The 22,206-nt window shown below is 53.6% G+C and carries 23 protein-coding genes; 11 read left to right on the forward strand and 12 right to left on the reverse strand.

The genetic code is table 11. The features are described from left to right. The first annotated feature begins 9 nt into the window (after positions 1-9). Both P186_RS08545 and P186_RS08550 read left to right on the forward strand, forming a co-directional pair. Positions 10-768 (forward strand): respiratory nitrate reductase subunit gamma, encoded by a 759-nt coding sequence (locus P186_RS08545; protein WP_014289058.1) that lies wholly within the window; start codon positions 10-12, stop codon positions 766-768. A 51-nt stretch (positions 769-819) separates the two neighbouring features. Further along, positions 820-2,304 carry a (Fe-S)-binding protein gene (locus P186_RS08550; protein ID WP_014289059.1) on the forward strand — a complete coding sequence of 495 codons (1,485 nt, stop codon included), beginning with the start codon at positions 820-822 and terminating at the stop codon, positions 2,302-2,304. Here P186_RS08550 and P186_RS08555 read toward each other — a convergent pair. Then, positions 2,301-2,822 (reverse strand): Ada family protein, encoded by a 522-nt coding sequence (locus tag P186_RS08555; protein ID WP_158307137.1) that lies wholly within the window; start codon positions 2,820-2,822, stop codon positions 2,301-2,303. The two genes, P186_RS08550 and P186_RS08555, sit on opposite strands and share 4 nt — an antisense overlap. Before the next feature lie 170 nt (positions 2,823-2,992). On the opposite strand from P186_RS08555, the gene P186_RS08560 reads away from it, so the two are divergent. The 7 genes from P186_RS08560 to P186_RS08585 all read left to right on the forward strand — a co-directional run bounded on the left by P186_RS08560 (position 2,993) and on the right by P186_RS08585 (position 6,989). Next, positions 2,993-4,135, forward strand: coding sequence for an NAD(P)/FAD-dependent oxidoreductase (locus P186_RS08560; protein WP_014289061.1), 1,143 nt, complete (start codon positions 2,993-2,995; stop codon positions 4,133-4,135). Next, entirely contained in the window at positions 4,132-4,566 is a 435-nt protein-coding gene (locus P186_RS08565; protein ID WP_014289062.1) for a helical membrane plugin domain-containing protein, read from the forward strand. Before P186_RS08560 ends, P186_RS08565 begins: the two co-directional genes overlap by 4 nt. A gap of 69 nt (positions 4,567-4,635) precedes the next feature. Continuing rightward, positions 4,636-5,031, forward strand: a complete 396-nt coding sequence (locus P186_RS08570) for a helix-turn-helix domain-containing protein (RefSeq protein WP_237179380.1) — start codon at positions 4,636-4,638, stop codon at positions 5,029-5,031. 41 nt (positions 5,032-5,072) lie between these two features. Continuing rightward, the gene (locus P186_RS14585; RefSeq protein ID WP_257719871.1) at positions 5,073-5,207 is read left to right on the forward strand and encodes a hypothetical protein; all 135 of its coding nucleotides are present in this window, start codon (positions 5,073-5,075) and stop codon (positions 5,205-5,207) included. 157 nt (positions 5,208-5,364) lie between these two features. After that, complete coding sequence (locus P186_RS08575; protein ID WP_148682892.1) at positions 5,365-5,871, forward strand: MutS-related protein; 507 nt, start codon at positions 5,365-5,367, stop codon at positions 5,869-5,871. Beyond that, entirely contained in the window at positions 5,868-6,182 is a 315-nt protein-coding gene (locus tag P186_RS08580; protein WP_014289064.1) for a P-loop NTPase family protein, read from the forward strand. Before P186_RS08575 ends, P186_RS08580 begins: the two co-directional genes overlap by 4 nt. A 117-nt stretch (positions 6,183-6,299) precedes the next feature. Continuing rightward, positions 6,300-6,989, forward strand: a complete 690-nt coding sequence (locus tag P186_RS08585) for a hypothetical protein (protein ID WP_014289065.1) — start codon at positions 6,300-6,302, stop codon at positions 6,987-6,989. 379 nt (positions 6,990-7,368) lie between these two features. Here P186_RS08585 and P186_RS08590 read toward each other — a convergent pair whose 3' ends face one another. Further along, positions 7,369-7,854 (reverse strand): PaREP1 family protein, encoded by a 486-nt coding sequence (locus tag P186_RS08590; protein WP_014289066.1) that lies wholly within the window; start codon positions 7,852-7,854, stop codon positions 7,369-7,371. Between the two features lie 156 nt (positions 7,855-8,010). After that, on the reverse strand, positions 8,011-8,379 hold the full coding sequence (locus P186_RS08595) for an aspartyl protease family protein (protein ID WP_237179381.1): 369 nt from the start codon (positions 8,377-8,379) through the stop codon (positions 8,011-8,013). Between the two features lie 256 nt (positions 8,380-8,635). On the opposite strand from P186_RS08595, the gene P186_RS08600 reads away from it, so the two are divergent. Next, entirely contained in the window at positions 8,636-8,803 is a 168-nt protein-coding gene (locus P186_RS08600; RefSeq protein WP_014289068.1) for a hypothetical protein, read from the forward strand. A 233-nt stretch (positions 8,804-9,036) separates the two neighbouring features. Here the strand turns inward: P186_RS08600 and P186_RS08605 are convergent, their stop codons facing one another. The 9 genes from P186_RS08605 to P186_RS08645 all read right to left on the reverse strand — a co-directional run bounded on the left by P186_RS08605 (position 9,037) and on the right by P186_RS08645 (position 21,022). Next, positions 9,037-12,555, reverse strand: coding sequence for a molybdopterin dinucleotide binding domain-containing protein (locus tag P186_RS08605; protein WP_014289069.1), 3,519 nt, complete (start codon positions 12,553-12,555; stop codon positions 9,037-9,039). Further along, complete coding sequence (locus P186_RS08610) at positions 12,548-13,651, reverse strand: hypothetical protein (protein WP_014289070.1); 1,104 nt, start codon at positions 13,649-13,651, stop codon at positions 12,548-12,550. The genes P186_RS08605 and P186_RS08610 overlap by 8 nt, the downstream gene beginning before the upstream one ends. Beyond that, a complete protein-coding gene (locus tag P186_RS08615) occupies positions 13,648-14,295 on the reverse strand; it encodes a 4Fe-4S dicluster domain-containing protein (protein WP_014289071.1) in 648 nt (215 codons plus the stop codon). Before P186_RS08615 ends, P186_RS08610 begins: the two co-directional genes overlap by 4 nt. Positions 14,296-14,468: 173 nt before the next feature. Beyond that, positions 14,469-15,035, reverse strand: coding sequence for a hypothetical protein (locus P186_RS08620; protein ID WP_014289072.1), 567 nt, complete (start codon positions 15,033-15,035; stop codon positions 14,469-14,471). Then, complete coding sequence (locus P186_RS08625) at positions 15,022-15,447, reverse strand: molecular chaperone TorD family protein (protein WP_014289073.1); 426 nt, start codon at positions 15,445-15,447, stop codon at positions 15,022-15,024. The genes P186_RS08620 and P186_RS08625 overlap by 14 nt, the downstream gene beginning before the upstream one ends. Positions 15,448-15,553: 106 nt before the next feature. Then, a complete protein-coding gene (locus P186_RS08630; protein ID WP_014289074.1) occupies positions 15,554-18,634 on the reverse strand; it encodes a molybdopterin dinucleotide binding domain-containing protein in 3,081 nt (1,026 codons plus the stop codon). Between the two features lie 2 nt (positions 18,635-18,636). Next, positions 18,637-19,248 (reverse strand): arsenate reductase (azurin) small subunit, encoded by a 612-nt coding sequence (locus P186_RS08635; protein ID WP_148682894.1) that lies wholly within the window; start codon positions 19,246-19,248, stop codon positions 18,637-18,639. Between the two features lie 698 nt (positions 19,249-19,946). Further along, on the reverse strand, positions 19,947-20,387 hold the full coding sequence (locus P186_RS08640) for a multicopper oxidase domain-containing protein (protein WP_014289077.1): 441 nt from the start codon (positions 20,385-20,387) through the stop codon (positions 19,947-19,949). Between the two features lie 290 nt (positions 20,388-20,677). After that, positions 20,678-21,022, reverse strand: a complete 345-nt coding sequence (locus tag P186_RS08645; protein WP_338050670.1) for a hypothetical protein — start codon at positions 21,020-21,022, stop codon at positions 20,678-20,680. A 302-nt stretch (positions 21,023-21,324) separates the two neighbouring features. On the opposite strand from P186_RS08645, the gene lipA reads away from it, so the two are divergent. Next, on the forward strand, positions 21,325-22,197 hold the full coding sequence (gene lipA / locus P186_RS08650; protein ID WP_014289079.1) for a lipoyl synthase: 873 nt from the start codon (positions 21,325-21,327) through the stop codon (positions 22,195-22,197). Positions 22,198-22,206: the final 9 nt, after the last annotated feature.

Consider the following 22,206-nt stretch of genomic DNA (forward strand, 5'->3'; position numbering starts at 1 on the left):
TTTACAAATATGGACCCATTGACTGTGTTTATATACGGGGCGTTGCCCTACATCTCCCTACTGCTTTTAGTAGGGGGCGTGATCTACCGCTTCGCCGGGTGGCTCTCGGCGGGAGGCCTCACCGGGCTGTACTCAGTAGCTGTGAAGGGCTACACCTGGGGCTTCGGGTCTAGGTTCGGCGAGGTGTTGAAGAGGATTTTCCTGCTGTACACACTCACCATGTCCGACAGGCTACTCCTCGTCGGGTCTTTTCTATTTCACTGGGGTATCTGGATCGCGCTCTTGGGACACGCCTCGATGATAATTCCCCCGGAGCAATTCGGCATGTCTAAGGAGGTGCACAAGGCAATAGCTACATACGTAGGAGGCGCCGCCGGCGTCGTGTCGCTCATTGGGCTCGTCCTCCTTTTGATTAGGCGTGTTGCGAGGAGCGACGTGAGGAGGCTCAGCTTCCTCGACGACTGGTTTGCCCTCGTTCTGCTACTGGCCCTGGTCGCCGTCGGCAACTACCAGACGCTGGTGCTCCACCCCCACTACATGGAGACCGTGGCGCCGTGGGTGCAGTCGGTCCTCGCGGGGAGCCCCAGGCTGGAGTACGTGGCACAGTGGGACCCGGTGACGAAGCTACACGTCTTTCTGGCGCTGGTGTTCATTGGCTACGTGCCGCTGGGCAAGCTGATACACCCCTTCTCCTTCCTCGCAATGCCCACTCTCTGGAAGAGCCCCACTACGCTCTACGGGTACATACTGGCAAAGATAAGAGGGTAATTTCCAACTTTTTTGTAATAAGCTTTATAGAAAACCAACGGTATTTAAGACATGACGGTTGCTGAGGCGCAGCACGGCCACGAGGCTCCCGTTTTTAAACTGGGGGATACCTCAAACATCAAGCCTTTTAAAGCGAAGCCGGAGCAGGTAAAGGTACTGCACGAGAGGGTGGGGCTTACGCTTCCAGACAACCCGCTCGAGCACATCCACAAGAGGGTTAGGGAGGCGGTAAAGCAAAACCGCAATGTTAAGATGGCGGTGGAGGTGTGCGTCCACTGCGGGGTTTGCCTCGACAACTGCCCCACCTACGTGAGGACGAGGGACATTTTCAACTCTCCCGTGGGGAGGGCTGAGCTGCTTAGGGCGGTGCTAAAGGCGGATTCGCCCAGCGGGAAGATCTTCGGCAGGCTGGTGGGCGCCGAGAAGCTCACCGAGGAGCACCTGGAGAAGATCTACACCTACTACTACCAGTGCCTCGAGTGTAGGAAGTGCGCCTACGCCTGTCCCTTCGGCATAGACCAGGCGGACATCACCAGGCTTGTTAGAGACGTTATGTACGAGGCCGGCGTAGTTTCGAAGTACATCGCCACTGTGATAGACGCGGTGGAGAGGACGGGGACTAACCTCGGAATGAAGCCCCTGGCCGTCATAAAGTCAATCACCTTCGCCGGGGGGGAAATTAAGGATGAGAAGAAGGTGGAGGTGGAGTACTACATATACAGAGACGACCAGGGCAAGATGCTTAAGTACAGGGGGGACCAGCTGGTAGGCGAGGTGACGAAGGAATCTGGCGACTGGCCCGAGGCGTTGTTAATACCCCCCTCGGCCGACTTCTTTACAAACATAGAGACGCTGAAGGGCTACATGCTGTTCCTCCACCTCATGGGTGTGAAGTTCGCCTTCTCCACTGAGATGGCCGAGCTGGCCAACTTCGGCCTATTCGCCAGCGAGAGGCATATGAAGTTTATTGGACAGAAGGCAGTGAACGCCGCTCTGAGGCTAGGCGTTAAGTACGTCATAGCTGGGGAGTGCGGCCACGGCTGGAGGGCGTTTAAGAACTACACGGGGCCGGAGCTGGAGAAGCACGGCATCAAAACTATGCACATATTCCACCTCGTGATAGACGCCATAAAGAACGGCAGGCTGAAGCTCAACCCCGACGCCAACGGCGACGTCGTCTACACCTTCCAAGACTCATGCAACTACGCCAGGGGCGGCGACCTCACAGAGGAGCCCCGCTTCATTATTAGACACGTAGTTAAGAAGTACGTGGAGTCGCCTAACAACCGGGAGAAGACCTGGTGCTGCGGCGGGGGCGGGGGCCTCCTCACAGACGAACTCCTCCCGCTGAGGATCCAGTACGCCAAGAATTGGTACGAAGACGCGCTGAAGGCCGGCGCCAACCACGTCGTCAGGGCATGCGCCATATGCAAGGCACAGCTAAGCCACACCATTCCGCACCTCAACAAAGAGTACAAGAAGGAGATAACATACAGCGGGTTGATGGACCTAGTGTACAGGGCGATCGTGGTCTAGTAGCTGAGGGCCATTTTTTCCGCCTCGTACCTCCGGATGACCTCCATTTTTACACCCGTAATCCTCTCCTCCCCTATTACAGCTTTTTCCAACGCCCCGTTTCTAGCCACTACTCTGTAGTAGGTCACGACGTCGGGTAGCTCTCTTGCGGCGTACCTCACCTCTACCCTCCTAATGGCCTCGGGGAAGCCCGCCATTTCCTCAGCCGCGTAGTAGGCTGGGGTGTGGACCACTGCCACCCGCCTCACTAGGCGTAGCACTTCGAGCACCTCCTCCCCAAGCCCCTCTCTATACGGCCCCATAGCTACGAAGACGTGGTCGAGGGGGTGGTTTAAATCCGATCGTCTAACGGCGCGCGCCTTCGCCCCCTTGTCTATCAGCAGTGTAAGTAGCGACGAGGCCAGCGCCGTGCAACTCGGCGAGACTTCGTAAACCACCGCCACGTCGTCGAGATCGCTGAGTATTTTCCAGTAGAGCGTGGCGAGCACGGAGCGGTATTCCAACTCCACGGCCTCCACCCCTTGCCACATATTGCCAAAATATAAAGCTTCTACATCACTGAAGAAAATTCATGAAATTTCATAAACCATCATTCTTATCAAATTCCTTTCTTTTTAAAAATCAATTCATAAATTATTCCCAATGCAACTGTTAATATTATTTAAAAAATTAACATATGCGTACTTCTATGAAGTCCATTGTGATAGTTGGCGGCGGAGTAGGCGGGATATTCACAGCCAACAAGCTGGCGTCTAAACTGGCCTCTGAAATTAGAAGGGAGGAGGTGTCCATTACAGTTGTAGAGCCGCAGGACAGGCAGGTGTACCAGCCTGGCTTTCTGTACGTGCCGTTTAAAGAACTTACGCCCGACGTCATGTTTAAGCCCGTCTCAAAGCTCCTCTCCCCGCTTGCAAAGGTGGAGAGAGAGCCGGCAGCTAAGATAGACATGTCTGCTAAAAAAGTGGTGCTTCAAAGCGGAAAGGAGGTGAAGTACGACTACCTAGTAGTGGCCACCGGCTCTGTCGTGAAGACGCAGGCGTTCCCGGGCTTCGGCGAGGCTTGGCACACGTTTTGGGTGCTGGAGGGCGCCAAGCGGCTGAGAGAGGCGCTTAGGAGGTTTAACGGGGGGACGATAGTATTCTCAGTAACTTCGACGCCTTATAAATGCCCCGTGGCGCCCTACGAGTTTCTAGGCCTGCTCAACGACTATCTGATGGCAACGGGTCTTAGGGCCAAGACGAAAGTCATCTTCACCACAGTGGCGCCGCACCTCCACGCCCAGCCCCAGATAAACAAATTCCTTGAAGAGACGTTGAAAATGTGGGGCTTTGACTACAAGACTAAGTTCCAGGTAAACGCCATTGAGCCGGGCAAGATTTCGGGGTCTGAGGAGCTGAAGGCAGATCTTATAATAGCTGTGCCGCCGCACGGCGGGGAGGAGGTGGTGATTAAGTCCGGCATCGGGGACCAGGCCGGGTGGATTCCGGTGGATAGATACACACTGCAGATACAGGCTCAGGGCGCCACTGGAGCGGAGTACGCAATTGGCGACGCCACGAACCTGCCCGTGCCCAAGGCTGGCTCCGTGGCGCATTTCCAGAGCGAGGTGGTTTCGTCGAGAATCGCCGAGGAGATCCAGCTGGGCTACTCCGACACTAGGTACGACGGACGTGTAATCTGCTTTATCCTTACCGGATTCGAGGAGGCCACCGTGGTGTCTTGGAATTACGAAAACCCCGCTAAATACCCGCCGCCGCCCAGCAGATTCTTCACTAGACTCAAGGACATGACTAACTACTCCATCTGGTCGGTCCTGCGCTGTGGGCTATGAGCGAGGAAAAGGTGGAAAAACTCATAGAGCTACTCCAGCAGGACAAGGTCCAGGACGCCTTGATCTCCATTGTGCAGAACATTGACGTAGTTAAGGAGCTTGTGAATACGTTGTACGACTTCAAGAGAAGCGGCGTGCTTGACGACCTGCTCAACGCCGCGGCGTCGCTTAGGTTCTTCACCGAGGGCCTCCTCACGAGGGAGTTCATTGAGAGGGTAGCGAAGCTACAGGAGGTGGCGTTGATAGCGGGGAGCAACCTCGCCATGGACAGCTCCAAGATCGACTGCCTCACCTACGCCCTTGCCACGGCAGAGGACGCGAAGCCCGTTGGTCTATTCGGCCTCCTCAACGCCTTGAGAGATCCAGAGGTGCAGAAGGGCCTGGGCTTCCTCATAGCTGTGTTGAAGAAACTCGGAAGCTGTCAGAAATAGCGCCGGTTTTTCGCCACCCATGTATTTTTTGCACTTTTAACTTATTTATAGTCATATTACTATATTTGTATGCTTAGGCTTACGGCCACGGCTAAGCTAGTTATTCACTACATGGCGCTTAGGCACCTCGTCGACGGCGTCCCATACGTCACTTTCAAAGAGCTAGTCCAGAGGCTGGGGGTGTCCGAGAGGAGGCTTAGGTCAGTTATGCAGGAGCTACGCCAAGTAGGTCTCGTAGAGGCCTACATGGACCCCTCGAGGGGCAGGTCCCTCCTGTATAGACTTGCGTTTAGCAACTTCGACTTCGACGCCCCGAGGGTGGAGCCGGGGCTGTACTACATAGATCTGCCGCGGGGCGCCAAGATACCAAACGACCTCACCTTTAGGGCCTACTCCATCATAAGGGCCTCCCAGCTACTGCTCTACAGCCTACCTTCGCCCGGAGAAAAGTCTTGTTTAGGCTGACTAAATGTACATGTTCTATAAAGCCCTACGGACCTCAGACCTTGGAGGAGGCCAAGGCGCTGGCGAATACGGGCGGAGTAGCCACCGTCGTATTCAGCTCAGAGGTAGATGAGGTGGATCTGGACGCCCAAAGCCTGATATATACCGCACGCATTAGCATATATAGGAAGGCGTAGGCACGCGACACGGGGATCCGCATAAGCCAAGGCTCAGGTGAGGCTAACCCCGGGTGGATAGCGCTGAGAAGCGTTGAGAAAATCTAGAGGTGAGAGGTATTTGCGCTTGTTGTACTTATCGTGGACGAGGTGATTGATTTAGCCGAGGGAAGGCCTTTTGGACTGTAAGACCATTTTCGCGACCTCGCTTGGCGTTGTGGCTTATTTGGCGCGGCTAGGGCTCCCGGTGTCTGCGTCGGAGGCAAGGCTACCGTTTTTTAACAAGATATTAACTGCGTATCCGGTGGAGGAAGGTGAACAAGTCAGCAAACTTGAGCGCGATGTAATACGCGCCTGGGAGATATTGCGGGTGGCTGACGAAAACACCTTGGTAATAGCCAACGAGCTCTTTATAAACACGACCTCGGAGGAGGGGACTAAGCTCTCTAGGCTATTTCTCGATGAAGTTGCGAAAAGAGGCGCCTACTGCCTATATGTGACTTTCTTCTCCGAGGTGGCTAAACTAGGCTACGTAGTAAGCTTAGTGACCGCTCCCGATCCTGGAGATCCCGAAAAGCCGTCCTATAAGATAGTGCCGGGATCTCCGCCTTCTGAGTACATGGCGGTTAGAATCGCGAAGAAACATAGCCTTGAATATAACAAAATCATCGGCGTGGTGAGATGAGAGACATCGATCTTCTCCTGATAGAAGACCCAGCCACTGTACCCAATGTGGAGGACTTGTGGAAAGATCTTGAGTTGGATAGGATAATCGAGTTGGCCTCAACTGGTACAAATATCCGAAAAGGCGACTACGTATTAATGGACGAGAGCTTCTCGTCGACAAACCACGTAGAGGCATCTCTGGTCGCCTACGACGTCGTCTCAGCTCTAGTAGATAGCGGCATCTTTGTGTGGTACGTAACGTTTCTATATGATTTTACCAGAAAGTTCCTAGATAGATATAGTGAACATTCCGTGTTATTAACACCATAACTTCTCCCTAATGGAAAAAGATCATTTAAACTTATTAAAGGCCATTTAACCACCGGCTATGCATTGGACCTATGGAAAAAAGTGTCAGAATCATACAGGACCTGATCGGAGTAGCGTATGAATGCAGGTGAGTTGGCATGGCTCTATGCGGGTTTTCTCGCTGGCGTGGTTTCTACCGCAATTGAAGAGCCTGCATACGCCGCGTTGTTTGTGCTCCCTCTATTGCTAGCCATCGGCGAGCCGCCGGCCGTGGCGTTATTTAGCCTTACGATAGCGGGCGGAGTAGCTAATTTGCTGAACCTGGTGTATCAAAAATTCGCCTATGGAGGCTCCATTATACATTTTGAATTTCTAAAAAGCGCCCCGGCGTTTCTAGGCATTGTCCTTGGCATCGCGCTCTATTCAATACTTGACTGGAATTTGTTAAAGATTTTAGTTGCGCTGGCTATGTCACTTACCGGGGTAAATATCCTGCTCCCGCGCAGATTAAGAGTGACGCAATACAAGCGGTGGGAGCCCGTTTTAAGTTTTATTGTCGGCCTCGCCGACACAATACTCGGAACTACTGTGACATTTGCATTAGTAAGGATCTTTATAGGCGAGGCGGAGATCTTGGCCCCTCTTCTACGTGCGGTACAAGCCACGGAGGTGGTTGCAATAAAACAGAAAATAGTAATAGGCGGTGTCTTAGCAGGTGTGGGGATCTTCACAGGTCAGAGGCTAATCCAATGCGGCCGTTCTAAGATGGCGGAGTACGTGACTGCAATAGTCATGTTAGCCACCGCTGTGTGGATAGCTGTATTATAACTATCAGCGACTCAAATAGGCGCACTACAGCTAATCAGATTATGACTTTTTCCACCTCATTTGGCGAGTTGTCAGAGGCTGTTACCCTGTTAACTGCTGTAAGGGAGCGGTGGAGGAAGTAGCCCCCAAAGCCCTGGGCAATAGTGGTGAAAAACCACGCCTAGGCGGCGGTATTCTTGAAGGCGTGGCTCTGCACTATACCTGTAATAGTCATTTTTCAAGAATTCATATCGCACCTAAGGCGGTTTGGCCAAGCCGCTACGCGGTCGCTATTTGCGTATAGCAATTGTTTAAGCTGAAGTGGCGCCTTTCGTACTAACGGGGCACGCCGCTCTGAGTATACGCCTTCGTGTTGTTGTAGTTATTTGTTACGCAGACCTTATCTTGTTTGTACTCTCTCGACTATTTCTTTTACTAGTTTCTCCACCCGCTTTAGGGCCTCGGCCACCTGCTCCGCGGTTGCCCACCCCTCGTAGAAGTTTATATGCATGGCGTTTGCGGCGTTCCAGGCGTCGTGTACCCAGTTGCCCAGCTCGTCGGCGATCTTCTTGGCGTAGCGCCACAGCTCTCCGTGGGACGCCAGTCTAACGCCGTCGCGCCAGTAGGCGTAGGCCTTCACCGCCAGAGCCGCCGCCCCCCAAATCTTCTCACTAGCCTGCCTCAAATCACCAGCCCTCAACTCCTCCTCGGCGGCCCTCAGCAGATCTAAGGCGACTTCAGCGTACGCCCTAGCCCTCCCCGGGGGGTCTGTGTTTGAGAGGGCTATTTCCAGCAGATAATCCTCAAGCGAAACAGCCTCAGACTCGGCCAACGCCCTCAGCCGCCTAGCTAACGCGGAGGGTAGGTAGATCGTCTCCACATCCACAGAATATTCTAGTTTTTATAAGCTCGTACAGAGCTCCAACCCGGCCCGCATACCCCCGCCGGGCCTCTTGACGAGGAGCAGGTGCTTAGCCAGATTTCGCCCCTCTCAACTAGCCGCTTCCGTCAGCGAAGCCAAAAGCAACACCCACATGCGTACTTACCGAACCCCAGCGGTGTACAGCATCAACGCCCTTTCTTTCAACTGGCCGGTGATTGGGTCGACCTCCAGCTCCAGCACCTCTAGAGTCGTCATCCCGACGAGGACCTTATCAATAACGTCTGATATCAAGACGGGGACCACCTCGCCGCGGCCGGCGATCTCCACGTAGGCCCTCCCCCGCTCCATTGTAATCACTCCGGCCCCTGTCTCCACTCTCGACACGGCGTGGGGCTTTATCCCCAGCTCCTCCGCCAGCCACCTCGGCAACACAGTCAAAGTAGCCCCGGTATCCACCAGCGCCTTCACAGATCTACGCGCCGTACCTTCTAAATTTCCGACAATAACCTCAACCCAGACATGACCCACGTACCACTTAACGGGTTTAAAAGTAAATTCTCCCCCATGTCCCAGCCGCATACTTACCGTAGTTCTTCGCCAGCTTGCCAATCTTTACTTGAGATTTTCTGAGCACATGGTTTTTGAAAGCAGTTAGTGCCACCGTCTTGGGTTTTCTTTTGGCCCATCAAATTTATATGGGATTTGGGGTAATAACATTGTCAACGTCGATGTTGTAATCAGCTCGCTTATAGCCCAGGCGCCGCTTGTCGCCGCCGCAGTTATTGTGCTGTACTACTCACTCGACAGAAAGATAGAAGAGGTAAAAAACAAACTCAGTAAGGAAATTGACTCCGTGAGGGGGGAGCTGGCTAGGGGCCTTCCGGAGTTTAGAGAGGCTTTCTACAGCTACCAAAACACCCTCATCGACTTCCTCGCGGCAAGGATGTTGTGACTAACATGAGAGGCCACGAAACGCCCTTTCGGCGCCTCTCCTCTTACGACGCGCCGACTAGCATACCTCAGAAGATCTGTATAGAACAAATATACATCGAGGGGGGGACGTGGATCTGTTGACGGCGGTTAACTTGGCAGTGCGCTGTCTCAGCTAGAATTTGGAGTTTTGTCCAGCACAAAGGGGTTGAGTGAAAGCCAGCTTGGGAAAAGAGGAAGGGAAAAAGGTAGGTTTTACCAGACTATATAAGGCACCTCAAAGGTGTGCTTCTTCCCGGTTTTTACGACCCTCGCCGGGGTGTCGTAAAACGCCTGGGAGGCGCCTAGCCAGCTCAGAAGCGACCAGCCGCCCAGCGACGGGTCGAACATTTGAACGACGTTTGGCGTCACGCCGCTGAACCTCCACTTATCAGGCACAAGACCCTTCTCGTAGTACTCAGCGGGGCTCTTGGTGAACAGGACCTTTTTAACCACCTCTGGGAGGTTCTTGACAGGATTCACGGCGTCTTCAGGAATCTCAACTTTATCGGGTAGCGCGTCTAGCACGGCCTTCAGACCGCCGTCGTTTGCGTAGAAGTACCTTGGCTTCACTACCACGGTGTCGGCCCACCTGCCCATTCCGTAGGGCACCATTAAAACGCCGGGTTGCACAGCTGGCTCCACCACCACGGGGGCTTCAAAGGCGCCTGCCGGGGTCTCCACCCTCACAACGTCGCCGGTCTCAACGCCGATTTTCGCCGCGTCGTCCGGATTCATCACTACGAAATTCTCCGGTACCACCTGCTTTAGCCAGTAGTAGAACTGACTCCTGTGTTTTGTAAAGAGGGGACCTGTGTAGAACACTACTATAAATGGCCAGTCCTTCTCCGGATACAATTGCCTCAGCGGGGTGCCGTGGAGCCACTTATCAGTCTTCTGCAAAGCGGGAGCTACAGGCGCGTAGGTGGCAATGGGGAAGTACTTCGGGCCGCCCCAGAATTTCTCCCCAGTGGCGCTGTTCCGCGTCTTAGCCACATCCTCGCTCCAGAGGTACAGCGTACCCCTTCCGGGGACGCTCCTCTTTGAAACGCCGCGCTCGTCAAAAGACTCTTCGTATCTGGTAAACACGCCGCCCCGTGCCAAGCCGTACGCAACGTAACGCCACTCCTCAGGCGGAAGGATATCCCTATACTGAGCAATGGGGTAGTTCTCCTCGACATATCTTACCTCCTCCTCGGGGACGTCCTCTGGGATAAGCTTCAAATCCTTGGCGTGAAGCGCCGCGTTTGCAAACACACGCATTATGTATTCCCACTCGCAGTGCAACGGGAACCACTTCCCTTCATACTTCTTGCCCTTAGTCCCAGGTATTCCCTTATCGCCGTACCCTGGCATGCCGAGCTTCTTCGCCGTGTCGATGAAGAACTCCCAGAAGCTTGCATACCTCGGGTGGCCGTTGGGGCAGTCGCCTATCCTCTGCGTAAGCGGCATGATAACTGGCGAGCGCCAGCCCTCAGCAAGCGCGACGCTACCCCCAGTGGCGTAAAGATACTGAACTCCCATAGTGCCCGTCTCTAAATAAGTCGTGTCTGGCACTATGTAGTCGGCGTACATCATCGTCTCGTTAATTGAGGTAGTTATGGCTATAAAGAGCGGGAGCTTAGAGGTGTCTTTCAAAACCTCTATAAACTTAGTGCCATAGTTGGCGGACAACACGGGGTTTGCATAGAAGAGTATAAGGGCGCCCATCTTGTAGGGATACCCCCCGGCAATGCCCGCGAAAATCTCTGTATAGCTCTCCTCAGGTGTAAGCGGGTACCAAGGCCTCTTAGTTGGGAACGCGGCTTTAACAGCTTCTTCGAGGCTCTTGCCCTCCTTCAGAGCTTTCTTTACCCTTAGCCAGTACTCCAACGTGTCTTCATACTTGTACTTCCTGTAGATAGGCGGGCCCCACCTCACAGGCTCGCCGAAGCCAGAAGGCCCTACATTGTAGACATAGCTGTTGTAATTAGTGGTGGCTGGGCGGCCGAGTATCCCCCCGGCTCTGTGGAAATTACCCACTAATGTGTCCAGCATTCTGTAGGCCCACACGATGTATTCGCCGTTGGGGTGCATCCCGGCGCCGCGGTGCACTACGGTAGAGGCCTTGGGGGCCGCCTCGGCGAAGTCTCTAATCATCTGCTCAACGAGTCTCACATAATCTGCAAACTCCGCAGTGCCTCTGGCGTAGGGGCTCGCAACGGCGAGCCACTCCTCGAAGGATTTGCTAAAGGCCTCCTCCTTTAAAACTCTAAACGCTGTCTTCACCGTAACCACCTCGCCCGTCTTCAGAGCCACCTTGGTCTCGTAGTCCAGCACAGCCCTATCCACCGAGTCATATGTGGCGAATTTCTCCCCAGTCCACACCACCGGCTTGTCCGACTCCTCAACACCCACGTCCCTGGCTTTTAAGAACTCGCCGAGGCGGCTCCCCTCCATTATCACCAGCCACGTGGCGTTGGTATTCACGGGGTAGCCAAGCTTCTTCGCAGAATCTCTATTCGGGATGGAGAGGAACTCCTCGCTATACTTCTTGTTCTCTATCAGCCACCTAATCATGGCAAAGGCAAGCGCCCCGTCTTCGCCGGGCTTCACCGGCACCCAGACAATGTTCCCTCTGCAAGAAGTCCTCGGCGCGGCCGGGTTGACGTAGTACAGCTTCAGCTCCCCCTCGCAAGCCCTTTCAATCATCAAGCCCTGGCCTGTGGCGCCTGGGTGAACTCTACCCATGGACCAGCCGGCGCCAATTATGACCTTCGCCCCGGCGACATCCCCCTGCAGATCTGCATAGCCAGCCCAGATGACATTGGCGGTGTAGTACCCCAGCTGACATGCAGAGGTGTGCCTAGCCCAGTTAACGCTACCAAAGGCATTTATCCACCTTAGAGAAAACTCATCAGTGTGCGACTGGCCGCGGCCTCTTAGATACATCACCATATTCGCTCTGGTGCCCAGATCGGGGCGGTCCGGATCTATGAGCACATCTTCCAGCCTGAGGCCTTTCTCCCCCAGCATTTTGCTCCACTTAGCCTTAAATTCTTCTATAGCCTTGATTAAGTCGTCGTAAGTCTTGTTTAGATCCTTTGCGATGTTCATTATGTTATCTACATCTTTTTTCATCTCGGCCAAGACGGCGTTTGGATCCTCGAAACCCGCCTCCTTCAGCTTTCCGTATACGAAAAACTCTTTTAGGCCGGGCAACCTCTCGCCAGTCTCCTCAATCACCCCGCCGTTGACAATTTCGTCGATCAGCTGCTCCCAGGTTATTACTTTCCACTTCCCGCTACCCCTCGGCCCAGCCCGCTTCAAAGGCTTCAAGACTCTATAGGGGTCGTACACGTAGTGTATCCCGTCGGCACCCCTCGGGCATAGAGTGCCCGACCAAGAAGCGTCGGCTTCTTTTACCGGCGTATTGTAGGGCAGAGGCGAATACCTCTTTACCTGCTTCCCAAAGGACACAGCTCTGTTGTAAACGTGGTAGGGGTTGCCTTCGATGCGCTCTATCACCTCCACACCGCCGTACTTAACGACCCTGGCCTTTATGCCGCAGCGTACGTTGCAACCGAGACACACGCTTTTCACATACCTCACGTTGGCACCAGCTTGTGGATCGGGGCCGTAGGGCGTCCTCTTAGGCTTCATTATTTTCTCAACTACTGGCCAGTAGCCCCAGAGGGCAACTCCCAGCGTCGCCGCGGCGGCCAGGGCCTTAAGGTAAGTTCTTCTGCTAGTCATGGCCCTCCGCCGGGAATAGTATTGATAGGACTATTGACAGGAATATCCCAAACGCCACGATGCCGATCATGACGGGCAATTCGTGGGCAATTACGTCTTCGGCGGGGCCTATAAAAGTAAGGCCGCTCCTCTGGGCGTACTGCGCCCTAACAATTATATTCCACTTGTTTAAGAGAGCCGCGGCTACGCCGGTAAACGGCACAACCAGCGACACAGCCCTCCACCTAACAGCTATAAGAGACAGTATAAAAGTTACGAGGTACAACATAACTACTGGAGTAATCCAGCTAGCCACCTGGTCTATAACCTGAATGTAGGGGGATCCGCCGTATTGAGCGTTCCAAATTGCTACCTGCGCAAGTAACAACGCCACTACTGATATAGAGGCGGCGCCGTGTATAAGCAATATTCCGTTGATGTCATCACCCACTTTCTTAATTCCATAAATCCACATGGCTAGTATTGCGGCGGCAGTTGCGACCACAAAGGTATCTGCGAAATACATGGGGAGGAGAGTCTGCCAATTCCTCCAAATCCACAGCGCCGTCTGCATAGTAAATAGTGTAGCTGGGTACACAGCCCAGAAGGCAAGAGGTATAAGCGCCACCACAGCTAGTATTTTCAAGACAGCGTTTAGAAACGGAGTGCGGCTCTTCACGCCCAGGGACAATAGCTTGTAGAAGGGATTCCTCGTCGATAGGTACCTCTTGTAGTTAGCCGGCGCGAAGTACAGCAAAGTAAAGAGAGCCGCCAATACAAACCCCAGAGGCCACAACACGGCGCCTTGAAGCGTAATCAAGGCGAGGCCGGGGTTCTCCGCAGTGGGGAATAGGTGGGGGTGAGAGAAGAGCAACACGGCGCGGTCTGGATTTCTCAAATCGGCAAGCGGGCCGAGCAGAACCACGGTGTAGAACGCCAGACCCACTATGAGAAGCACAGGTACAGTCCTCTTAAGCTTATTAAACAAGTAGGCAATCAACGCAACCAACAAAAGATCAGCCCCCGAGATTAGTAGCGAGTAGGAGAACAGCACAGGTAGCCACTGAAGCGGCTGGGCGAACTCGTTGGGGTATAGGTAGCCCAGGGGGTACGTCATAGGTCCGCCTCTGACGGGAGATCTCTGTAGAAGATCATCGGCTCTGCGCCGGTCCACTCCTTAAGTCTGCTAGTGGGCATTTTCTTAACTAATTGCGAGACGGGCGACTCGGGGTCGTTCAAGTCGCCGAAAACCCTGGCGCCGGTAGGGCAAGTCTCTACACATGCAGGTAGTTTGCCTTGGTAAATCCTGTGTTCACAGAAGGTGCACTTGTCAACGACGCCCTTAACCGGGTTGAAAAACCTAGCCCCGTACGGACACGCTTGGATACACGCGCCGCATCCAATACATAGGTCGTCATTTACCAGCACAAGGCCGTCCTCCGTCCGCTTGTATGTGGCGCCGGTTGGACATGCCTTGACGCACGGCGCGTTTTCACAATGGTTACACTGCTTAGGCACGAAAATAACAGTGCCGCCCTTAGTGACGTGTCTCTCTATCCAAGTCCTAAATACCCCGATGGGGACGTTGTTCTCAGCGGCACATGCGGCCACACATGCGTAGCAACCGTAGCACTTAGAAACGTCTATGTACATCGCCCAGCGGTGTTTTCTCTCTGCCTGCGCCGACACTGGCACCGCGAGGCTGAGCGCAATAACAGCCACAGCCTTAACAGCCTCTCTCCTCGTAGTAGAGATAGACATGTGTCTTACACTTTTACCATGATAAAAAATTAACTATTCATCAATATAAAAAATAATAATCCATTATAATAGTAAATAGTCGATAGATAGAGTAAAAACTAGAAAAATTAATAATAGAGTAGAATAGGTTACAGTTTTGTTGTCTTTCATTGACATATATGTAACTCTCTAGATTATTGTATACAGTTGTAGACTACTATATCGAGGACGTGTTCCCTCTGCTCTGCCTTATGTTGTGTGTAGCCATATGCGTCAAAAATCCCGCGGAGATATGCTACAATCAACGGTATGAGCCTCTTAATATTTGGGGGAAATATCAGCGTAAATCTGGCGTTGTTCTCCTCTACTCTGCACTGCGCAGTTCTGACGGGGAGCAACAGCTTCAAGATCTGCGGCGTCTTTACCAAATCCTGGAAGCTCAGCCACTGCGCCAAGACGGAGCCCAGCTCTCTACCAGCCTCGTAGAATAGAGTTGTGTACCGCCCAGTCTCCAGCTCTTCAAATATCTTCGCCAATAGGTGGAGGGGCAACGAAAGGGAGTCAGTGGAGGACTTCGCCTTAAAAACCCGGTAGAGGTACAGTAGGTGGGTGGGGTTCTCACCGTCTTTTAATATCTCCTCCGCCGCTGTTAAAGCCTCGGTGGCCGCTTTCTGTATCGATATACCGAGCTCCCTGGCAAGTTTTGCAAATCTCAAAGCAACATCACGATTAACACTAATAGTAGTTTTATCTGCCGACATGTATTAATATTGATTTGATCATTTTTGCATCTTCTAGTAATAATTCATATAGGTGTTGTAGCGCTGGGCATAATTCGGCGGCGTATTTAAGTGTCGGCAGGAGGTGGGTGTTGAGAAACCTCAGCTGAGCCTTCAGAGACTCAGGAGCGGGGTTGCGGGCCAGCTGCGCCATAAAAGCCACCATAGTTACCAAGCTGTCCGGCGCCTCAGCCGCCTCGTAGCCGTAGTTCTCGTAAAACTGGGCAATTGCCTTCGGCAACAGCGACCTGGTAACCGGATCTAAATCCCGCCTCACCTCAGAAGCCAAAATTTTAGAAACGTCACACCCCAATTTCTCAAGCCCAAGCTCTCCTGGGGGCACCTCCCCTCTTAGTACGAGAAAAACCAGGAGGTAAAACGCGCCGCGATCCACACGGCCCCCACTACATGAATATAAAAGCGTTGCTAAAACATTGATAAGAACATATTAGGCCCCTGGACCCCGTGAAAAAGATGCAAGTGGGCGTGTAGGGAAAAGGTTAGCTGAGCTTTACGTCTCTGAATGTGAGCAAGTTCTTAACCTCCTCGCTTAGTGCGCCTATTTTCTGTATATTCGCCGCTGTGAGTTTGTAGTCGGGGTTCTGGGCCACGGGCTCTACGCTCGGCGTAGTCACGGCGTTAGCCCCCACGCTGTAGGGGTGGGCCATGATTAGGAAGATGTGACCCTCCTTCACCATGTCGGTGACCCAGACTATCGCCGGGACAGAGCCGTTGTCGCTGTAAACCACCACCACATCCCCACTCTGCACCCCCTCCCGCCTCGCGTCGTTTGAATTAATTTGGACAAAGGCGTACGGCCACCGTCTAATTAACACCTCGCTGTTGGGATCCGCGTAGCCTGTCTGCCAGATTTCATTATAACGCCCATTGACGACCCAGTATTTGTACTTACTCCTCTGCTCAGCCACGTAGGGCGGGTATCCCAGCCACAACGCTGGCCACGCGCGGAGGTGCTTAACCACGTAGTCCCTAGCCTTTTCAGAAGGCTGGTACTCAATCCTCCGGATTATGGTGCCGTCTGGATTCACTATGACAACCTCCTCTCTGTACTTATCGTTTAGGGCGGGCTCCATGAGGTTTACCACCCCCCTGGCCTCGACTGTGCCGTCTGCGCCAATCTTCAGCTCCGTCAGGGGGAGCACAACGCCGACGGTTCTGAACTTCCTCAATATGTTCAAGTCAAGCTTCTTAAATGCAGGCGTCCAGTACTGCACCTCCCAGCCAACCCCCAGCTTGCCGTATGTCTCGTCTGCGTTAGCTATGTACGTCTTGAATATCTCGTTCTCCACCTCAACGGTGGGGTCCCTTGCGTTTTTCTCCATGGCGTCCCAGATGGGCTGGAAGGCCCTCCTAAACCTCTGCGCCACGGGGTCGTTCCCACGGCCCTCTTCTTCGTACAGCTCCACTATTCTCTTAGCCACCATGGCGTATATCCACCAGTCAGGCTTCGCCTCTCCCGGGGGGTCCAGCCACGCATCGGCAATTCTAAACCTTCTTTCATGAACAGACATCCTGACGTCGGGAACCTCGCCGTTGTTAAACGCGGCGGGGAGAACCATGTGTGCGTCCTCCATCATAAATGTGGGGTATATGTCTTGCACAATTATAAATAAGCCGCCTGTCTTCTCCAAGGCCTCCAGCACCCTCTCCGCATATTCTTTAGAAGTAGGCCTCGTGGTGACGGGGACGTCCAGCACCTTCACGTCATACTGCTCCCTCGACTCCGCGCCGCCGATTTTAGCAAAGTCCTCAGCAAACACATATCTAGTCACCCGCCACGCTCTTTCGCTGACCGCCGCCTTCAGCCTCTGGGCTTGAGGCGCCAGCTTGTAGTTATCCATGTCGTGTACCCACAGCACCTTCCCCTCCCCGGCGGTGAGTCTGAAGTCCGTCGTGGGCATGTACTTGTCGCCAATGGGCCACTTAGTCTTGTAGTAGCCGTTTCTATAAACCTCGTCGTACCACGCCTCAAACAGCTTCACATAGTCGTCATATGTGTTGAGGGCTATTCCCTTCTCCTTGGCAAAGTTCCAGGGACTTACGTGGTGGCGCTCCTTCTCCCAAGGCGGAGGAGGCGGCTCGGGCCCGGCGTAGCCCTCCTGATGGCCGCCCTGCCTCTGGCAACCGGTTCCGGCCACGCCTCTGAAGGCGCCGACGGCGATGCATAAGTCCACCAATGCATATATAGAGCGGTAGTTCTGATTCCAAATAATGCCCTTTTCGTACATGAGCCACACCCTCTTCAAATAGCCGCCTTGCTTAGGCTCTGCGATAATGCGCGCCGCCGCCTCTATATCCCCCCTGCTCACTCCGGTGATTTTCTCGGCATCCGCCAGATAGGCATCCAGAGGCTTGTTTATCTCCAGCGCCTTTTCTAGATACAGCCTCCAGGCGTTTTCATCCCACTTAAAGCCGTACTTCTGGGCGGCGTCTCTGTAGTGCTTGACATAATTCTCAACCACGTCCCTGTACTTTTCGTATATCACCCTCGCGATGGCGTTTGCCAACACAATGTCGGTCCCGGGCTCGGGCCTCAGCACCAGCACCCTGTCACCCCCAGCTACCTTAGCCGCCCTGGCCGTCTCTGTATCTCTGGGATCGACGATGATCATATACGCCGGCCCGGCGGGCTCCCCTTGGGAGAACCACTTCTGCTTCTCCCCCGCTGTGGCCCCCCTCAAGTTGTCAAGAGCGTGTTCAATAAACATCACCGTGCCCGTGGTATAGGGGTTGGCACCCCAGAAGATAATTACATCGGCAAGTCTCAAGTCGTGTAGCGAGTTGTTCATAGCGCCGGGACCCGCGTCGCCTATGGCCGGGTTTTCAGGACCGAAGAAAGGCCTGTTGTGAATTCTGGCAAAGGCGGTGCGGACGCCGTAGAAGAAGAAGAGCCCCGCCGCCGTGTTCTCAATCATAGCGCCTCCGCCGCCGCCACCGTGATCCATCCTGTGGGCAAACACAGCGTGTCCCTCCTTACCCCAACCCGGCCTTTCAATTCCCCATCTGTCTATAACTCCCTTCACCACACGGGCAACCAGATCTATGGCGTAGTCCCAAGTCACCACCTCCAGCCTCCCGCCGAATCTCACCATGGGGAACTTCAGCCTGCGGAGGCCAGCCACGTTCCACGGGCTCCAGTTTCTCTCTCCATTTGTCCCCCCTCTTATGCTGTGGTCACCCATGTTGATAGGACACTCGGGGCTGGGGATCTGGGCCACGTACACCTCCCTGAACTCCCCCGTGCCGCGTCCCTTGGACCAATCTCTTCTAATTGTCCTAACCACCATAGCCTCTGATATCCACGGCCTCCCTTGCTTTGCAGATAGTGCAGGTAGCGGCGGTGAGAAATCTGTCATTTCCGGCGTGAGGGTTCTGCCGTAGACCTCGTCTACCACCTTATACACAATTCCGTGCTCACCCGGCTTAGGCCCGCCGCTTACCCCAGCCGGCCATACATATACGTCATAGCCACAGCCGACGTTACAGAACTGACACGTTGTTGTATACCGCTCGGCGTTAGGAGGCGGTAGCGGGACTCTGCCGGTGTATCTAAACGACATATCTACGCCAAGTTGTCGTATTTTCCATACACCAGCTGGTTTATACCTACGGCGTAAATATCGCCAGTAGCCGCGTCGTACTCAAGCTCAACCTGCGGCAAGAACTCCGTGGCGTGGCCAGTGACCTGCTTGCCGCCTCTTGCCAAGTCAAACTGCGTGAAGTGGATCTGACATACGGCGCAGTTGACGTCCGGAAGATACACCAAAGGCCCACCCATGTGGGTGCACTGGTTTACAAAAGCCACGACATCACCCCGCGGCCCAACACCTCCCACCGCCGGCTCGCCCAACTTGACCAAAAGTACATTATACCCCATATACTGCTTGAAGACAGGCCTCTTATCTACTAAATCCCTTATATTCGCAAGCTTAACCCGTTCATACCTTTTAGCTACGGGTGCCGGTTGCGGCTGGGTAACAGTCACTGTCTGAGGAGGCTGGGTAACAGTCTGCGTAACTGTTTGAGTCAACGTCTCGGTCACTACCCTTTCCCGCGGCGCCAGCAGGTAGCCCACGACACCGCCAACGACAAGAGCCCCAGCGGCAGCCACAACAGCACGCCTTGTTGAGTCAGGTCTAGCCTTTTTTTCACCCCTTTCCTTTTCCTCAGACATGACCATACAAAAATACGGATTTATATACTTTCGTTAAAAATTATTCTCTAAATTCTCTATATATATAAATATATTTACTATTGAAGATAGACATAAATAATTTTAATATAGAGATTTATGAAGGAAATAATTAATTATTACTTCTATATAAAACAAAAACTCAATACTTTTTAATTCTTGGCAGTAAATGTTCCGTATCGATATCACAACCTATGGATTTGTGCGCGTAGTCTTAGCCACTTCTTGTCCAAGATTGTGAAGATGCCGAATAGATTAACAAAGCGTGAGGATTCGATTCCCACCGCGGCGACGTGCCGATACTGCACACACAGAGGGGGCGCCGGGAGAAGCTTCCTCCTCTCCCCATAGCTCCGACCTCCCTTGCTACTACCTCTACATTCTTCCTGGCTTAACAACGGAGATTCTTCTTAATTCAGTAAATGTAGGCGAAAGTTGTGAGGCATCTCCAGATATGAGTCGCATAATGTAGGGTTATACATTAGAGGGGATGCCGAGGCCGCTTCTAGATAGAGATAAGAACTACCACGGCGAGACCAAGACCAGAGCAGTCGCTAATTCATAAACGGGGGTATGTTTCTACACACATGGGCTTGCGGTTGCCCCCGAAGGGCCATTAGGCGCCTCTGGGCCCCGCACCAGGAACATCTAGAGTAAAAAGGGGAGATATCCTTCGCCCGTTACAATATTGATATGTTAATCATCAACCCCCCGTCTTCGTGTTCTAGATTGTGGCAGTGGAAGGGGAATAGCTGACCTCTTTCTGCTACGTCGAACTTGACGACGGCTTTCACTGTTTCACCTGGCCAGATCAACACTGTGTCTTTAAGTCCCAGATCAGTGGGCAATCTGCCCCTGTAGTCGACGGCTAGCTCCGCCACTTGTCTGGGGCTGTTGCGCCTCTCCACTACCCACATGGGGAATCCGTGGAGGTGCATGGGGTGCGGCATAGAGGCGGCGTCGTTAACAATCTCCCAAAGCTCCACGGATCCAGCCTCCACCTTGACGTGTTCCTTCAGCGGCTCGGTCAAAGTAGCCCCGGTATCCACCAGCGCCTTTACAGATCTACGCGCCGTACCTTCCAAATTTCCAGTAATAACCTCAACCCAGATATGACCCACGTACTACTTAACGGGTTTAAAAGTAAACTCACCAATGCCCTAGCTACGTATTTGCCTTTATTCTTCACAGCTCCACCCGTCCGCGATTTCAAATACCTAGCTAAGACAGCGCACCGCCGAGTTCAGCACCTCCAGCAGATACGTCCTTCCCCAATGTATATGCCGTGCCTGATCCTCTGATGTCTGTGAGCTCAGTGAAACAAGCATAATTGTATGAGGTTCAGTACATTCACACCTGGAGATCGGGAAGCCGCATGTCGCAATTTTCCGCAACACAACGGCTCAATCTTCTAGTTCAAAGGACCGCGGGCCGGGATGAATGCTAGACCAAATACGCCGCTTATCAGCCACATCACTACAGCCAGCAACAAAGCTGTACGCCAGCTAAGATTTTGGATTTTTCTCAGGGCATACATCCACACAATGATGGCAGGTATCCCACTTATGAATGGTAATCTAAATACTGCATTGAAAAACCAGTAGACTGGGGCCCCCATAAGCGCTGTTGCGGCGACTCCGGCGAAGCTCTCATTACTCTGCCTCCCGGCAATAAACTTAAGCGCAACACACACAGCAATCGAGGACTCAATCCACGCTCCCACAAAACTTGCCACAATTCCCACGTAGCTCATCATCCATATTTAGATAAAGAATATTTATATATAATGCCGCCTATGCCCCACTGCATGACCGCAAGCGATAGTGAGCCTCTTGGTCCATGTGGGCTTTGGGGGCTCCGGCGGAGGGTCGGGGAGGTACCAGCTTAGGAAACTCCACCCATATATAGCCGGCGTGCACCGTAGTGAAAAAGGTTTTTCACAGCGCGCTGACCGGTTCATCAAGGCCCCGTGGGGGTCTAAGTTGCGGCGAAGTGTTGACATGCTGTAAGCCAACTTCGGCCCTGCCTAATTTAAATTATGCATTTCGTGTTTTACAAGTGTTGCCTAGGTGGATAGGCACGGTGGCCGGCGATTATGGCAGTATTGCGAAAGTGAGGTATGTGCTGAGCCGCCACGGCGTCTACACAGTCTGCGAGGGTGCGCGGTGCCCCAACATATTTAGCTGCTGGGGGGAGGGCACCGCCACGTTTATGATTCTGGGGGAGGTCTGCACCAGGGCTTGCCGTTTCTGCTCTGTGAGGACGGGCAACCCCCGCGGCTTGGTCGACTGGGGGGAGGTTGAGCGGCTGGCTAGAGCGGTGGAGGAGCTGGGTCTCCGCTATGTCGTGGTGACATCTGTGGCGCGGGACGACCTGCCGGACGGCGGCGCCTCGGTCTTCGCCGCGGCGGTGAGGAGGCTGAGGAAAACCGGCGCCCTGGTTGAGGTGCTTGTCCCCGACTTCCGCGGCGACGAGGCGGCAGTGGCGGAGGTGGTGGAGTCGGCTCCCGACGTCTTCGCCCACAATGTGGAGACTGTGAGGAGGCTTACGCCCCATGTGAGGGATTCCCGGGCTAGCTACGAGAGGTCTCTGGCGGTTTTGAAAATGGCTAAGGATCTGGGGGCTCCATTGACTAAGTCCGGCATTATGCTGGGCCTGGGGGAGGGCTTTGAGGAGGTTGTGGAGGCTCTGGACGATTTGAGGAGGGCCGACGTGGATATTGTCACTATTGGGCAGTACCTAAGGCCCAGCGGCTCGCCTAGGCATTTAAAGCCGGCGCGGTACGCGGCGCCGGAGGAGTTCGAGAGGCTGGCGGAGGTGGCGCGGGTGATGGGCTTCAAGGCCGTGGCGTCTGGCCCCCTCGTGAGGAGCTCCTACAAGGCCTACGGGCTATATAAAGAGGCTTTGAAAAATATAGTGTACATAAGTTAAGGTTTATAT

Origin of the sequence: Pyrobaculum ferrireducens, from assembly GCF_000234805.1 — an archaeon.
Classification (GTDB): domain Archaea; phylum Thermoproteota; class Thermoprotei; order Thermoproteales; family Thermoproteaceae; genus Pyrobaculum; species Pyrobaculum ferrireducens.